Genomic DNA, 14,612 nt, shown 5'->3' with positions numbered 1-14,612 from the left:
CGTCAAAATTACGCTATTCAGCCCATTGGCTCCGAAACGGACCGGCGTGGGTTTCTCCTCTATATTTGCATTTCTGACTATCCTGTGTTTTTTATGTTGGGAAGTATGCGCTGTTTGCTACTGATGGTTTCTTTGGCAGGACTATTTACTGCTTGTGTGTCTGATACTGATAAGCAGGATAGAAATCAGCTTATTTTCAATGATTTTGAGGCGTTGTCGGGGTGGCTGCCGGCTACCTCCAGCCTGACCAAAGAAAGAGCCCATTCCGGCCAGTGGTCGATAAAAACTGATCAGCAGAATGAGTACAGTCTAACATATACTAATACATTGGAGACTTTGTCGGCCGGTCGTTTCTCTAAAGTCCGGCTCTCGGGCTGGGTGTACCTGACGCAGCTCAGCAACGTGACCCTGAGCCTTAAAGTGGTGCGCTCGGCGGAGGATGATACCGTCTTGTTTTTTGAGCAGATTGACTTGGCTGAACTAGTAACCAGCCCCAATCAATGGGTAAAAGTGTCTAAAGAGGTAACGCTGCCAGCAGACATCACTTCAGATAACCAGCTGCTCTTTTATATGTGGCGCGCAAATTCCACTTGGCCTACCTAGATGATTTGGAGCTAACAGCCGTGCGCTGAGTAGTCTGTGCTTTTAGCCAGAGCCGCGCAATCTTCGCAGGTATCGGCTTGGGGCTGCGTACTGGCGAGTGCGTACCATACTATGGATACGTCATCCTAATGGGTAGCAACCGCACTGGGATGGGGTATGGGTGCCCAGATACATACTGACAACCGACGGTTTTCGGATAAAACATTTGCACTACTTACTGAGGCAAAAGAAACTACCCAGTTGCGCGTGCATCCCTGGCGGCATCATGCAAGGCAGGCCGCCTACTTCACTCTGCTTTTCCTGTGCCTATGCTTTCGATAGTACAATACCCTGCCAATCTGAGGCGTCTGATTTACTGGCTGCTGGCCGCTGAGCTGTCCTTGTTCACTGTGATGCGCAGTGAATTTGGCTATTACCTGAGTCCAGTGCTGCTGTATGCAACAGGCGTAGTGGCCTGTGCGGCAACCTATTATTACACGCGGCACCGCCCCTGGAATCTGTCGTTGCCTCAGACGAGCGTTTCTGGTCGCTCTTCCTGGCTGGTAATAGCCATAGTGGCTGGTCTGGGCATGTGGCTTTGCGCTACCAAAGTTCAGGAGGCAATTCATAATTATCTCATTCAGATTTCGTCGTCTGATATTATTCCGGCGCTCAGTATCTATACCAAGCGCTTTCTACAGCACGAGGAGGTGTACACACCCTTTACACAGGAACTGGGCTATTTTGCCTTGCCTACCTACTTGCCCGCAACATGGTTTCCTTACCTGCTACCTGAGTGGCTGCGGTTTGACTACCGTTGGATGAGTAGCGCCCTGCTCGCAGTAGGCATAGCGGGCTACCTGGTAGTAGTAGCGCGGCTGCGCGAGTCGGCCTACAACACGGCCATACTGGCTTCATTGCCCTTCGTGCTCACCTACGCCACCATACGTACCGAGGCCTCCATTTTCGGCTTCACGGTAGAGTGCATGATTATTGGCTACTATTTTCTGTTGTTAACGGGCATTCTACTACGTTCATGGCCTTTGCAAGCCGTCGCCCTTATACTATGCCTTTTATCACGCTTCTCGCTGGTTGTCTGGGGGCCGCTTTACTTTTTCCTGCTCTTTTTTCAAGAGTCCCGGCAACGTGCGCTACTGCTGTTGGGCACAGTAGCGGCTGGCATACTCGTGTTCTATGTAGTGCCTTTTATGTCGCACGATTGGGGGCTGTTTATGCGGGTACAGGCTGCTTACACGGATGTGGCAGTGGGCGAATGGCTTCATCTAAATAATCAGGGGAAGCCCTACCATCTGTATAATGGAGTAGGCCTGGGTAACTTTTTCTACCGTTTTGGTACTGGCGAGCTAGTTGACCGCATACGATTGCTCAAGAAGGTGCATCTCGTGCTAGTTGTATGTATTACGTTGGGAGCCGGTTGGCTGTATTGGCGCCAGCGTGCACCTCGTACTGACTACCGAGTGTATGCTATCTTAGTGTTAAAGCTGTATTTGATTACGTTTTATGCGTTTATTCAGGTTCCGTACAGCTACCTGGCCTCAGTTGGTATATTCACGTCGTTGTTTTTGGTGTTGCTGGTTGCTGGTACCACACCGCCAGCTGTAGCAGTGGAAGGCAACAGAACCTGATTTGAGAAAGTGACCGTTGGGCAGGCTTTAGTATATAACACAAGCGCCCGGTTCCTGAGGAACCGGGCGCTTGTGTTATGCGGTCATACTGTTGGCCGAGCTACTTACTGCCCAGTATCCGTTTTCTCGTCGCCGGCTTTGTGCTTCACTTTCACTTTGCGGCCTTTGTCATCCTTGGCTTTGGCCTTGCGGCGGCCGTCTTTCACGGTTATATCCGTAGGAGCGGCCGTTGGTGCAGCGGTAGGAGCCTCGGCGGTAGGGGCAGGAGTAGCAGCAGGCGTCACGCGCTGGCCGTTGGCATCCAACTCCACCACATCGTAGCCTAGCTCAGCCAGACCAGGGAAAGCCTTGGTCCGGTCGCCTACCACCACAATGTACATCTTGTCGGCAGGCAGGTACTTTTGGGCCGAGGCCTGCACGTCTTCTTTGGTCAGGTTTTTCAGGATTTCACTCTGCTTGGTCACGTAGTCGGGCGCCAGGTCGTACTCCACCAGGCGCGACAGGAAGCCGGCTTTCTGCTGACCGGTTTCGTAGCGCAGGGCATCGCTCTGGCCTACCGAGGATTGCAGGAACGCCAGTTCCTCATCGGTAATGCCGTTGCGGTAGTTGGTGATTTCCTTCATAAACTCCTTTACTGAGGCTGCCGTAGCATCGGCGCGCACACCGGCCGAGGCTGTGTAGGGGCCAATGTAGCGGGTGCCCGAGAAGCCCGATCGGGCGCCGTAGGTGTAGCCTTTGTCTTCACGCAGATTCAGGTTAATGCGCGAGTTGAAAGCACCGCCCAGCAGGTAGTTGGCTAGGTAGGCGCGGTAGTAGTCGCCGGTAGCGTCGTAGGTGAGGGGCGTGAGGTAGCCCACCCGGATTTCCGACTGTGCCGCGCCATCTTTATTGATGAAGTAGATGCGGGTTTTATCGGGCTGCTGGTTTCTTTCGCCGGCCGGAATTGTGACACCTTTGCGCGGCCAGGTTTTCAGGAAAGCCAACGACTTTTCTACCGCTGCCCGATCCACGTCGCCTACTGCTGTCACATAGCTCACGTTGGGCGCATAGTTCTGCTGGTAAAACTGCTTCACGTCGTCCAGCGTCAGCTCTGAAACAGTAGCTGTGGTGCCGCTCACCGGCACCGACATAATGTCGCCGGGGCTATAGAGTAGGCGGGCGTAAGCATTGTTGGCAATGACTACGGGCTGGGTGGTCTGGTTGGCAATGCCTTCCAGCGTCTGCTTTTTCAGGCGGTCAAAATCGGCTTGGTCGAAGCGCGGGTGCAGCAGGCGCTGCTCCAACAGAGCCATGGTAGCGGGCAGGTTTTTGGTGAGCGACTGCACGTACACCGTGGTGTTGTCGTCACCAGAATTTACGCTCACGGTGCTCCCCAGGCGGTCGAGGGCAGCTGAGAATTCCTCGCTGGTATACTTCTCCGAGCCTTCGTTCAGCATTTGGGCCGTGAGGGCTGCTACCCCAGCCTTATTGCGGTTCTGCTGCTCCAGACGATGTCCGCCACGAATGGTCATCAGCATGGTCACGGTTGGAATTTCCGTATTCTTGGTGCCGATCAAACGCAGGCCATTGTCAAACTGATCCTGCCAGATAGCGGGTACCTTCACCACAGGGTTGGCGCCGGCGCCAGGCTGTTTGCTGCGGTCAAACGTGTCGGTAGCCTTCACATATTTTAGGCCCTCATACCCGTAGTTGGGCGCTTTGTAGCCAGCTTGCGATACAGTGTAGTTGTCTTTTGCGGCGGCTAGAGCCATCTGCCCTTTAGGCAATACGCTCAGAATCACGGCATTTTTGCTGCGGATGTACTTGTTGTACACACGTAGTACATCGGCCTTGGTGAGGGCACGTAGGCGGCGCAGTTGCTCGGGCAGCTGGTTGGGGTTGCCTTCGTAGGTCTGATAGGCGGCCAGCTGGCTTACCTTGCCAGCCACGCTGCTCAGACCGTTGATGGCCTGGGCCTCGCTGCTGGCTTTGAAGCGGGCTATTTGCTCGTCGGTTACGCCGGTTTTCTCGAACTCAGTTAGCGTTTTGCGCAAGATAGCTTGCGTGCTGTCCAGGCCTTTGCCAGGGTAGCTGATGGCCATCATCACAAACTCGCCGCCCAGCTCTGAGGTGCTATTATAGGCCTGCGCCTGTACAGATTTCTGGGCTTTCACCAAATTTTTATAGAGCAACGAGGTCTTACCTTGCCCAATAATTTCGGCCAACGCATCTAGTGGAATCTCGTCGGGGTGATTCTGGGGTACGGCAGGAAATACCATTTGCAGCATCGGGAAGCGCACGTTGTCCTCGTAGCTCACGTAGCGGTCCTGGGTGAGCACGGGAGCGGGCTGCTTCTGGTTTTGCACCTCGGGGCCGCGCTTGATGGGGCCAAAGTATTTCTCGGCTAGCTTTACTACCTCAGCCGCTTTCACGTCGCCGCCTACCGTCAGGGTAGCGTTATTGGGGCCGTACCAGCGCAGGAAAAAGTTCTTCAGGTCATTTACGTCGGAGCGGTCCAGGTCTTCGAGGTAGCCGATGGTGAGCCAGGAGTAGGGGTGACCGTAGGGGTAGAGCGTCTTGGCAATGTATTCTTGGGCCAAGCCGTAGGGGCGGTTGTCGTAGTTCTGGCCACGCTCGTTTTTCACGGTAGCGCGTTGAATCTCAAACTTCTTTTGCGACACCGCATCCAGCAGGAAGCCCATGCGGTCGGCCTCCAGCCACAGCGCGGTTTCGAGCTGGTTGCTGGGCACGGTTTCGTAGTAGTTGGTCCGGTCGCGGTTGGTGGAGCCGTTGAGGGTACCGCCGGCAGCCGTTACCAGCTTGAAGTGCTGCTGGTCGCCCACGTGGTCGGAACCCTGAAACATCATGTGCTCAAAGAAGTGCGCAAAGCCCGACTTGCCAATCTGCTCCCTGGCCGAGCCCACGTGGTAGGTCACATCCACGTGCACCAGTGGGTCGGAATGGTCTTCGGCCACTACCACCGTCAGGCCGTTGGGCAGCACGTACTTCTCGTAGGGAATCACCAGCTCGGAACCTTTGCGGGTCACTTTCTCTACCAGCTTGGCGCCGCCAGCAGTAGCCTTGGCAGGTGCTTTCACGGTAGGCGGTTTGGGGGTCGTGACGGGTGTCTTTTTCTGGGCCACGGCCGGCTGGATGGCCAGCGTAGCGCCCAGGCCCAGTAGCCAAAGCTGTTTGCGAATCATGCAGGAGAGAATAAGGAATGAATGTTCTAAAAGTCAGTCGGAAGATACAAGGTAAACAGACACATCCTACCCCGTAGGGCTGCAAGCGCAACTGTATACCAAAGAGCCCGGCCTTTCAGTAAGTGAAAGGTCGGGCTCTTTGGTATACTTAATAGCTGTAAAACTAGCGAATTACGTGCGCGGGTCAAGTTCTACCGGCGCTTCGTACGCAGTGGCGGGTAGGGTTACGGGCTCTGCGTCGACGGTACGCATGTCATCGGCATCATCCACGCGTAACGACAGCAAACCAGCCAGCAGCAACGAGGCACCGCCCAGTGCCAGCGTATACACCGTTTCGCCGTGAAACAGGTGCTTGGTAAGTGGCCCCAGCACAAGACCGGCAATGCTCTGCGGAATCACAATAAAGAAGTTGAAGACACCCATGTAATACCCCATGCGGTTGGCGGGTAGGGCCCCGGCCAGCATGGCGTAGGGCATCGACAGGATGCTGGCCCAGCCAATGCCTACCCCTATCATCGACAGAATGAGGAGGGTAGGGTTCTGAATGAAGAAGATGGAAATCAAGCCAGCGCCACCAGCCAGCAGGCAAACCATGTGCGTGAAGCGGCGACTGGTAGACCGCGCCACCACGGGCAGCAGCAGCGCAAAAATGGCCGAAACGCCGCTGTATACCGAAAAACAAATGCCTACCCAGTCAGCGCCTTCGTTGTAGAGCTTGGAGCTGGTATCGGTGGTGTGGTAGATGTGGCTGGTGACGGCTGGGGTGGTGTAGATCCACATGGCGTAGAGCCCAAACCACGTAAAGAACTGCACCAGGGCCAGTTGTTTCATGGTGTGGGGCATGTGAAAGATGCCCATAAACGACTCGCGGAAGCCGTTGGCAAATCCGGCAGTGCGGCGCTTTTCTTCCTCAAACTCGGCCAGGTTTTCCGGCGGATATTCTTTGGTGTTGAACACCGTCCAGAGCACGGCCAGCAGGAAGATGGCGCCGCCGATGTAGAAGGCGTATTTCAAGGACGGCGCAATGTGTCCCGGCACCGGCTCGTTCGATACGTTGAACCAATGCGTCATCACCCAGGGTAGGGAAGAGCCGATAATGGCCCCAATACCAATCAGAAAGGTTTGAAACGCAAACCCGGCCGTGCGCTGCTCCGAGGGTAGCAAGTCGCCCACCAGTGCCCGGAACGGCTCCATGGAAATGTTCATGCTGGAATCCATAATCCACAGCATGCCCGCGGCCATCCACAGCGCCGACACGTTGGGCATCACCAGCAGGGAAAGCGAGGCCAGCACGGCCCCAATCAGGAAAAAAGGCCGGCGCCTACCCCAGCGCGGGCTCCAAGTGCGGTCGGAGAGGTAACCAATCACGGGTTGCACCAGTAACCCCGTGATGGGCGCCGCCAGCCACAGAAAAGCCAGGTCATCGGGATTGGCGCCCATTGTTTCAAAAATCCGGCTCATGTTGGCGTTCTGCAGCGCAAAGCCACATTGAATGCCCAGAAAGCCGAAGCTCATGTTCCAGATCTGCCAGAAGGAGAGTCGGGGTTTGTTGTGGGTAGCGGAAGGGGCCGCCGCGGTGCTACCAGCCATAAAAATTGAAGGGGGTGAAAAGCTGCGCGAAATCGTTTGCAAACACAACTTTGAAGGTACACACTTTACGCAAAAATGCCGGCTTTCTGCTTCGAAGGCAGAAAGCCGGCATACAGTATATGAGCATAGCAAATTGCTATTTCGCCTTTATTTCGAGTACGCGGGCGCTTTGCGGAGCCAGCGTCAGCGTTAGGTTGTCGAGGGAAGGCGCTTGATTGAGCAGGTCGGTGTAGGTGTAAGACTTGCTGGTATCCAGGCCCATGGCCTGCATAGCCGCCGCCGAAATCTGCACCTGCGTTTGAGCGCTCTGGCTGGAGCTGAAGTTGACCACAATCAAGAGCTTTTGCTTATCCGTGTAGCGTAGGTAGGCGTAGAGCTGCTGCGGGTTGTAGCCGGGGCTGCTCTGGTTGGCCTGCTGCAACTCGTAGAAGCGGCCCCGCCGGATGGCGTCGCTCTGGTTGGTGAGCGTGAGCAGGCGCTGGTAGAAGCTGCGCAGCTGGCGCTGGCTTTCGCTGAGCTGGCCCCCGTCGAACTTGCCGCCGTTCATCCATTTCTGGTGCTCGGGCACGCCCCAGTAGTCGAAGATGGTGGTGCGGCCGTCGTCGGAGCTGAAGCCGCTGGCGCCGCGGCCCGGCTCGCCTACCTCCTGGCCCATGTAGAGCATCACGGGGCCGTTGGCGAGGGTAGCCGTCACGGTCATGGCCGGGATGGCGGCGCGAGGGTTGCCGGCAAACTCCTTAGCGGCAATGCGTTGCTCGTCGTGGTTTTCCAAAAAGCGCAGCATGTGACCAGCAAAGCCACGGCTTTCCTCCCGCCACACGTGCGTAATGTCGTTGGTGGTGCCCTGGCCGGACATCAGGCGACGTAGGCCGTCGTAGAGTCCTACCTTGTCGTAGAGGTAGTCGAACTTGCCGGCTTCGATGTAGTGCTGATATTGCTTCGGATTGTAGATCTCGGCGGCGAAGATGATGCTAGGCTTCACCTTTTTTACCTCCGGAATCACCCAGCCCCAGAACTCCACCGGTACCATCTCGGCCATGTCGCAGCGGAAGCCGTCCACATCCTTTTTGGCCCAATACAGCAGGATATCGCGCATCTTCAGCCACGTGTCGGGTATGGGCTCGAAGTGCGTCTGACGGTTGTTGGCGTAGTCGACGCCATAGTTCAGCTTGATGGTTTCAAACCAGTCGTCGATGGTAGGCGTGGCCGAAAATACGTCATTGCCAGTGGCTTTAGCGGGTACTTCCTGATACTTCTTATCCTCGCCGGGGCCTTTCAACTCACCCAGCGGATTGTAACCTGCCGGCACCCGAAACGCCTGGCCCGGGATGTAGTAGAAGTTGTTGCTGGGGCTAAATGCCTGCGTTTTGTCGTCGTGCTCGCCCAAGTCTACTACCCCCGCCGGCCGCACATCCGACTTATAGCTGCGCGCTACGTGGTTGGGAATGAAGTCGATGAGGACTTTGAGGCCGTTTTGGTGGGTGCGCTGCACCAAGGCTTCAAACTCCTGCATGCGCCGGGGTACATTCACGGCTAGGTCGGGGGCCACGTCGTAGTAGTCGCGGATGGCGTAGGGTGAGCCGGCCCTACCCTTCACCACATCGGCATCGTCCAAGGGGATGCCGTAGTGGGTGTAGTCGGTCATGGTGGCATGCTCTAGCACGCCGGTATACCACACGTGCGTTACGCCTAGTTGCTTGATAGCTTGTAGGGCTGGGGTGGTGATGTCGTTGAACTTGCCTACCCCATTTTCCTCCACCGAGCCATAGAATTTATTGGTGGTGTTCTTGTTGCCGAACAGGCGCGTCATCACTTGGTAAATGATGAGCTTATGATCCTGGGGCGTTTCTTCAGTGGTGTTGGAGTCGATAGTTGTAGACACAGGCTCGGTAACTTGAGGCGATTGAGAGGCGGAACAGGCGGCCAGGCTGAGCGTAAGGATCAGAGCTGGCAGAAGGGTTTTCATGAGGAGTGTATTTGCAAGGCAATTGTTCTAACAACTTTTAGCCCGCAGAGGGCGCAGAGGGAAACGCAGAGGACGCAGTGTGCTTACAGGCCGTTCACTTTGCGGAAGATACCGGCTTTGATGAAGGGTACGTTGAAGTTGATGAGTAAGCCTAGCTTGTGTCCAGACAGTTTCAGGTAGGTGAGCAGCTGCATATGATGAACTTCCAAAAGCGTCTCCACTGACTTTAGCTCTACCACTACTTTGTTTTCTACCAATAGATCCATCCGAAAACCGTTTTCTAACTTCAGGCCATCGTAGAGCACAGGTAGTGCTACTTGCGTTTTTACGTCCAACCCAACCTTGCGTAACTCGTGGTGCATCAGCGTTTCGTACACCGACTCCAATAGCCCTGGCCCCAATGCAGTATGAATGGCAAAAGCTGCCTTCCGAATTTCAAACGAAATATCATTTTCGTGCATCACAGCGTCTTCTGCGTTTCCCTCTGCGCCCTCTGCGGGTTAAAAAAATCAGGTTAAAGCTTACTTCTTCAACTCCCACACCAGCGCCGTATATCCCGGAATTTTCACCGATTTCAAATCTGAAACAGTGGCCTTCGTCATGATATCCGAGGCAGCAGAATACCCGTTTAGGCGCTCCGCGAAGCGGGTCAGGTCCACAGATTTTTCGCTGTCGTTGCCGTTCAGCATCACCATCACAGTGTTGCCCTGGTCGTCGTAGCGGAAGTAGGTGTAGATGTTGTCCTGTGGTATAAACTGCATCAGCTTACCTGTTTGCAGCACGGGGTGCGTTTTACGGTAGGTGCCCAACGTACGCACGTACTCGTAGGCCTCGTTTTCCTGGGGCGTGCGGCCAGCTTGCGTGAAAGCGTTGCGCTTGTCTTCCTTCCAGCCGCCGGGGAAGTCGGAGCGCACCAAACCGTCGGGGTTCGAGAAGTTCTTCATCAGAATCTCGGTGCCGTAGTAGAGTTGCGGAATGCCGCGGGTAGTCAGCAGCCAGGCAAAGCCCATCTTCAGGCGGGGTAGGCTTTCGCCGATGACAGAGTAGACGCGGCTCATGTCGTGGTTATCCATGAACACCACGTTGCGGGTGGCATCCTGGTACATCCAGTCGCCCTGCAAGGCATCATATAGCTTGGTTACATTGCCTTTCTCCTTCAGCGCATCCCAGATAGCGCCTTGTGATTGAAAATCCAGCACGCCCGGCAGGTTGGACTTAAACCCATCCACCGGCTCGAAGATATTCTGAGCAAAAAATGCCTGCTGCGCCGTGCTGCCTACCCACGCCTCGCCGAACATACCTAGCTGGGGGTACTCGTCCAGCAGCGCCTTGTTCCAGGCCATCAAGAACTGCGGGTCGGAGTAGGGGTAGGTGTCGATACGGTAGCTGTCGAGGCCCGTATACTCCAGCCACCACAAGAAATTTTGAATGATGTAGGTGGCTACCAGCGGGTTGCTCTGGTTCACGTCAGGCATGGTGGTGTCAAACCAGCCGCGGTTATACAGGTCTAGGTCGCGCTTCGAGCCGTAGGGGTCGTTGAGGGCCTGCGAGTTGTAGTTGCTGCGCGTGAAGCTAGGCCAGCGGTTGAACCAGTCTTTGGCCGGCTGATCGAGGAACAGGTAATTGTGGCTGCCCACGTGGTTGAGCACCACGTCGTGAATCACCTTCAGGCCGTTCTTGTGCGCGTTGCGCACAAACTGTACGTACTCCTCGTTGGTGCCGTAACGCGGGTCTACCTGGTAATAGTCCGTCATGGCGTAACCGTGGTAGCTGGCCTTGGGCATGTCATTTTCCACCACCGGAGTAGGCCAGATGGCCGTCACACCCAGTGACTTCAGGTAGTCGAAATGCTGCTCAATGCCTTTTAGGTCGCCGCCGTGGCGGGCATACATTGAGTCGCGGGCAATGGTGCGGGCGCGGGCCGTTTTGATGACGTCGTTCTTCGTATCGCCGTTGGCGAAGCGGTCCGGCATCAGGAAATAAATAAAGTCGGAGCTATTTACGCCCTGTACGCGGCCTTTATCGGTTTCGCGGGCGCGCAGCTCGTATTCGTATTTCGTTTTGTTTTTGCCATCAAAGCTCAGCTTCAGCTTGCCAGGCTTGGCCTCGGGGCTGATGGTGAGGTTGATGAGCAAATAGTTTGGGCTTTCCAAGCGCTGAAAGCCGTCCATCGTCACACCGGGGTAGGCGGCCAGGGCTACTTTGCTATCGGCAATGCCGGGGCCGTGCACCAGCAGTTGCAGCTTGGGATTTTTCATCCCTACCCACCAAAAGGTAGGGTCGATGCGGGAAATGGGAGCGGCCTTCTTGGCTGCTTCCACAGTAACAGTAGCGGCGGAGGCCACTGGGGCAGCGCTACTACAGAGCAGGGCAGCGAGGAGTAGGTGGGAAATTTTCATGCAGTGTGGGAAATTACAATGCAAGATACTGCTTCCCATAGAGGCGCACGTAGTTCCATGGGCAGCACCTGTTGTTTCGGTATCGCAGCCAAGGAAGCCAATCGGCTACTGTTGTGCTAAATACAAGATTGTGGGTTGTCTCAACCTACCCGTAATACCAGCAGTTTGCAGGGTAGGGTGTATTCTAAATTTCTCACCGCTAACCTTTTGGTTCTTATGACTTCCAATATTTCCAGCACGCTCAACGAGCTGACCGAATTTGTCAACGACCGCATCGAAGGATACAAAACTGCCGCCGAAGACACCAAAGACTCGCAGCACAAGTCGTACTACCAGCAGCTGGCAGGCCAGAGCCAGCAGTTTGCCGACGAGCTGAATGGCTTTGCCCGCAGCTACGGTGGCGACGCCGAGGACAGCACCACCACCAAAGGCAAGTTCTTTCGTGGCTGGATGGACGTGAAGTCGGCAGTGACGGGCAAAGACGAAAAGGCCATCCTCGATTCCAACGTGTACGGCGAAGAATGGGCCTTGAAAGCCTACAAAGAAGCGCTCGACAGCGGCGACCTACCCCAACCGGTACAGCAAGCCGTAGAGCGTCAGTACCAAGCTTCGCAACAAACCTATAATAAGCTCAAAAGCATGGGTGGCCAAAGCCACCCGTAAACCCTACGGGTTATTCTCCCGTTGTGAGCGGAAGTCAATTCTATCGATTGACTTCCGCTTTTTATTGAACAGAATCTGTAGATATTAGCCGCGCCGATTATACCAGTTGGTAAACGGCTGTTCCCTTTCACCTGACTTTCTCTTCATGGCTTTTGACCTGAACATGTACCCTGTTAACCCCGAGTTTGAAACTTCGGCGGCGTATTTTTCCATGGAATTTGCGCTCGATCAGGCGCTAAAAACCTACTCCGGCGGCCTGGGCTTCCTGGCCGGCTCGCACATGCGCTCGGTGTATGAGCTGAAGCAGAACCTGGTAGGCATTGCCATCTTGTGGACCGATGGCTACTACGACCAGACCCGCGACCAAAACCAGCTGATGCAGGCTGAGTTCCGGCACAAGTACTACTCCTTTTTGCAGGATACGGGCATCGTATTCCCCATCACCATCCACGATGCCGACGTGCACGTGAAGGCCTACTACCTGGCCCCCGACACGTTTGGTACGGCGCCCATGTTCTTCCTCACTACCGATATTGAGGAAAACGACTACCTCTCGCGCACCATCTCCCACCACCTCTACGACCCCGACACGGCCGCCCGCGTGGCCCAAAGCATTCTGCTGGGGGTAGGCGGCGGCAAGCTGCTGGATATCATTGAGCGTAAGGTGGATGTGTATCATCTCAACGAGGGCCACGGCCTGCCGCTGGCGTTCTACCTCTACGAAAAGTTTGGTCGCAACCTGGAGGAAGTGCAAAAGCGCCTGGTGTTCACCACGCACACGCCCGAGTTGGCTGGAAACGAGGAGCACCCTGTAGCGTTGCTTTCCAAAATGAGTTTCTTTGGCCCCGTGCCCACCGAGGAGGTGGTGCGCGTAGCGGGCGTCGAAAACGGGCAGCTCAACTATACGCTCACGGCCTTACGCTTCTCGCGCATTGCCAACGGCGTGTCGAAAGTGCACGGCGACGTGGCCAACGAAATGTGGGGGCACTACGAGGGCATTTGCCCCATCACCTCCATCACCAACGCCCAAAATGGCACCTACTGGCGCGATAAGGCCCTGCACGCGGCCCTGGAAGCCGACAACGACGAGGCCCTACTAGCCCGCAAAAAAGAGCTAAAGCAGGAGCTATTCAAGATTGTAGCCGACCAGACCGGTAACCTCTTTGACCCCGAGGTGCTGACGCTGGTGTGGGCCCGCCGCTTCGCCGGTTACAAGCGCGCCGACCTGATTCTGCGCGATTTTGAGCGGTTCCGCGTTATCATTGAGAATACCGAGAAGCCCATTCAGGTGATTTGGGCCGGCAAGCCATACCCTAAAGATTTCGGGGCCATCGGCATCTTCAACAACATCATCAAAACCACCCGACAGTTCAAGAACTGTGCGGTGCTCACGGGCTACGAGCTAGGCTTGTCGGCGGCGCTGAAAAAGGGCTCGGACCTGTGGCTGAACACCCCGCGCTACCCCCGCGAGGCCAGCGGCACCAGCGGCATGACGGCCGCCATGAACGGCTCGGTGAACCTGAGCATCGCCGACGGTTGGATTCCAGAGTTCATCCGCCACGGCGAAAACGGCTTTGTGATTCCCCATGCGGATATGCAGAATGAGGAGAAGGTGAAAGACGACTCCGAAGCTGCTTCCCTGCTTGATGTGCTGGAGCAGGAAGCCCTACCCACGTACTACCAAGAGCCGAAGAAATTCCTGCAAATCGTGAAAACCGCCATGCGCGAGGTAGAGCCCGCCTTCGGGTCAAACCGTATGGCTGCTGAGTATTACGAGAAGCTGTATAAGGTGAAATAGTGAAGTTGTAAGGCAATAAAAAGCGTTTGTCATCCTGAGCAGAGCGAAGGACCTTATCAAGTGAGAACGAGTCGTAACAACGATTATCGTTCTGATGTGAAAAGGTCCTTCGCAAGCTCAGGATGACACGCGCTTTTTACTTCACCATCTTACTATTTCACCACTTCCTCCAGCACTTCCCACACGTTATCGGCCAGGATTTTATGGCCCTGGGCATTCGGATGCACGCCGTCGGGGAGGTTCAGGTTGCGGTGGCCCAGCACACCCCGCAGCAGGAAGGGCACAAAGGCCAGCTGGTTGCGCTCGGCCAGGGTGCGGAACAGCGCCTTAAACTCCGTAGCGTACGCGCCCAGTTGGTGTCCACCCAGGGGCCCCAGATCAAATGGAAACTCCAGACCCGCTAGCACCCGCCGCGCCTGCGGATAGCGGCGGTGCACCTCATCCAGGATAAACTGCAGATTCTGCATGGTGTCGCGGGGCGGAATACCGCGCAGGCCGTCGTTGGCGCCCAGCGCCAGCACAAATACATCCACGGGCTGCCGCGCCAGCACACTCCCAATGCGTTGTCGGCCACCAGCAGAGGTTTCACCACTTACGCCGTAGTTAAAGGTTTTATAGGGTAGGGAAAGCGCGTCGAGGCGCTGTTGAATCAAAGAAGGGAAGGCAGCACTACCGGGCAGCTGGTAGCCCGCCGTGAGGCTGTCGCCGAAAAAGATGATGTTCTGCATAGCTAATAAACAAGCGTACGACCCGGATTGGTGCCATCCTATGTCGGTACATCAATAA

At 55.7% G+C, this 14,612-nt stretch carries 10 protein-coding genes; 4 read left to right on the top strand and 6 right to left on the bottom strand.

What is annotated here, in order from left to right:
* Positions 1–156 precede the first annotated feature (156 nt).
* The gene (locus MUN82_RS17535) at positions 157–603 is read left to right on the top strand and encodes a carbohydrate binding domain-containing protein (RefSeq protein ID WP_245092550.1); all 447 of its coding nucleotides are present in this window, start codon (positions 157–159) and stop codon (positions 601–603) included.
* A gap of 308 nt (positions 604–911) precedes the next feature.
* Positions 912–2,228: a DUF2079 domain-containing protein gene (locus MUN82_RS17530; RefSeq protein ID WP_245092549.1), complete on the top strand. Its 1,317-nt coding sequence runs from the start codon at positions 912–914 to the stop codon at positions 2,226–2,228.
* 104 nt (positions 2,229–2,332) lie between these two features.
* Here MUN82_RS17530 and MUN82_RS17525 read toward each other — a convergent pair whose 3' ends face one another.
* The 5 genes from MUN82_RS17525 to MUN82_RS17505 all read right to left on the bottom strand — a co-directional run bounded on the left by MUN82_RS17525 (position 2,333) and on the right by MUN82_RS17505 (position 11,365).
* Positions 2,333–5,410, bottom strand: a complete 3,078-nt coding sequence (locus MUN82_RS17525; RefSeq protein WP_245092547.1) for a M16 family metallopeptidase — start codon at positions 5,408–5,410, stop codon at positions 2,333–2,335.
* Positions 5,411–5,581: 171 nt separating this feature from the next.
* Positions 5,582–7,000: an MFS transporter gene (locus tag MUN82_RS17520; RefSeq protein ID WP_245092545.1), complete on the bottom strand. Its 1,419-nt coding sequence runs from the start codon at positions 6,998–7,000 to the stop codon at positions 5,582–5,584.
* A 136-nt stretch (positions 7,001–7,136) separates the two neighbouring features.
* Positions 7,137–8,966 (bottom strand): alpha-amylase family glycosyl hydrolase, encoded by a 1,830-nt coding sequence (locus MUN82_RS17515; protein WP_245092544.1) that lies wholly within the window; start codon positions 8,964–8,966, stop codon positions 7,137–7,139.
* 83 nt (positions 8,967–9,049) lie between these two features.
* A complete protein-coding gene (locus tag MUN82_RS17510) occupies positions 9,050–9,427 on the bottom strand; it encodes a GxxExxY protein (RefSeq protein WP_245097593.1) in 378 nt (125 codons plus the stop codon).
* Between the two features lie 60 nt (positions 9,428–9,487).
* Positions 9,488–11,365 (bottom strand): glycoside hydrolase family 13 protein, encoded by a 1,878-nt coding sequence (locus MUN82_RS17505; RefSeq protein WP_245092543.1) that lies wholly within the window; start codon positions 11,363–11,365, stop codon positions 9,488–9,490.
* Between the two features lie 216 nt (positions 11,366–11,581).
* Here MUN82_RS17505 and MUN82_RS17500 point away from each other — a divergent pair, with 216 nt between their 5' ends.
* Together MUN82_RS17500 and glgP are read left to right on the top strand one after the other, a co-directional pair.
* A complete protein-coding gene (locus MUN82_RS17500) occupies positions 11,582–12,028 on the top strand; it encodes a ferritin-like domain-containing protein (protein WP_245092542.1) in 447 nt (148 codons plus the stop codon).
* Between the two features lie 145 nt (positions 12,029–12,173).
* Positions 12,174–13,826: an alpha-glucan family phosphorylase gene (glgP, locus tag MUN82_RS17495; protein WP_245092541.1), complete on the top strand. Its 1,653-nt coding sequence runs from the start codon at positions 12,174–12,176 to the stop codon at positions 13,824–13,826.
* A gap of 152 nt (positions 13,827–13,978) precedes the next feature.
* Here the strand turns inward: glgP and MUN82_RS17490 are convergent, their stop codons facing one another.
* The gene (locus tag MUN82_RS17490; protein WP_245092540.1) at positions 13,979–14,554 is read right to left on the bottom strand and encodes an arylesterase; all 576 of its coding nucleotides are present in this window, start codon (positions 14,552–14,554) and stop codon (positions 13,979–13,981) included.
* Between the last annotated feature and the right edge of the window lie 58 nt (positions 14,555–14,612).

The sequence above is a fragment of the Hymenobacter aerilatus genome, from assembly GCF_022921095.1.
In the GTDB taxonomy this organism is placed as follows: Bacteria; Bacteroidota; Bacteroidia; order Cytophagales; family Hymenobacteraceae; genus Hymenobacter; species Hymenobacter aerilatus.
Note: the sequence above shows the minus strand (reverse complement) of the source record. Positions and strands in the feature narration are given on the sequence as shown.

What these genes read in the sequence shown, in the direction of transcription:
- MUN82_RS17530 (WP_245092549.1), top strand. Translation starts at nt 912, where the DNA reads ATGCTTTCGATAGTACAATACCCTGCCAATCTGAGGCGTCTGATTTAC.
- MUN82_RS17525 (WP_245092547.1), bottom strand. Translation starts at nt 5,410, where the DNA reads ATGATTCGCAAACAGCTTTGGCTACTGGGCCTGGGCGCTACGCTGGCC.
- MUN82_RS17520 (WP_245092545.1), bottom strand. Translation starts at nt 7,000, where the DNA reads ATGGCTGGTAGCACCGCGGCGGCCCCTTCCGCTACCCACAACAAACCC.
- MUN82_RS17515 (WP_245092544.1), bottom strand. Translation starts at nt 8,966, where the DNA reads ATGAAAACCCTTCTGCCAGCTCTGATCCTTACGCTCAGCCTGGCCGCC.
- MUN82_RS17510 (WP_245097593.1), bottom strand. Translation starts at nt 9,427, where the DNA reads ATGCACGAAAATGATATTTCGTTTGAAATTCGGAAGGCAGCTTTTGCC.
- MUN82_RS17505 (WP_245092543.1), bottom strand. Translation starts at nt 11,365, where the DNA reads ATGAAAATTTCCCACCTACTCCTCGCTGCCCTGCTCTGTAGTAGCGCT.
- MUN82_RS17500 (WP_245092542.1), top strand. Translation starts at nt 11,582, where the DNA reads ATGACTTCCAATATTTCCAGCACGCTCAACGAGCTGACCGAATTTGTC.
- glgP (WP_245092541.1), top strand. Translation starts at nt 12,174, where the DNA reads ATGGCTTTTGACCTGAACATGTACCCTGTTAACCCCGAGTTTGAAACT.
- MUN82_RS17490 (WP_245092540.1), bottom strand. Translation starts at nt 14,554, where the DNA reads ATGCAGAACATCATCTTTTTCGGCGACAGCCTCACGGCGGGCTACCAG.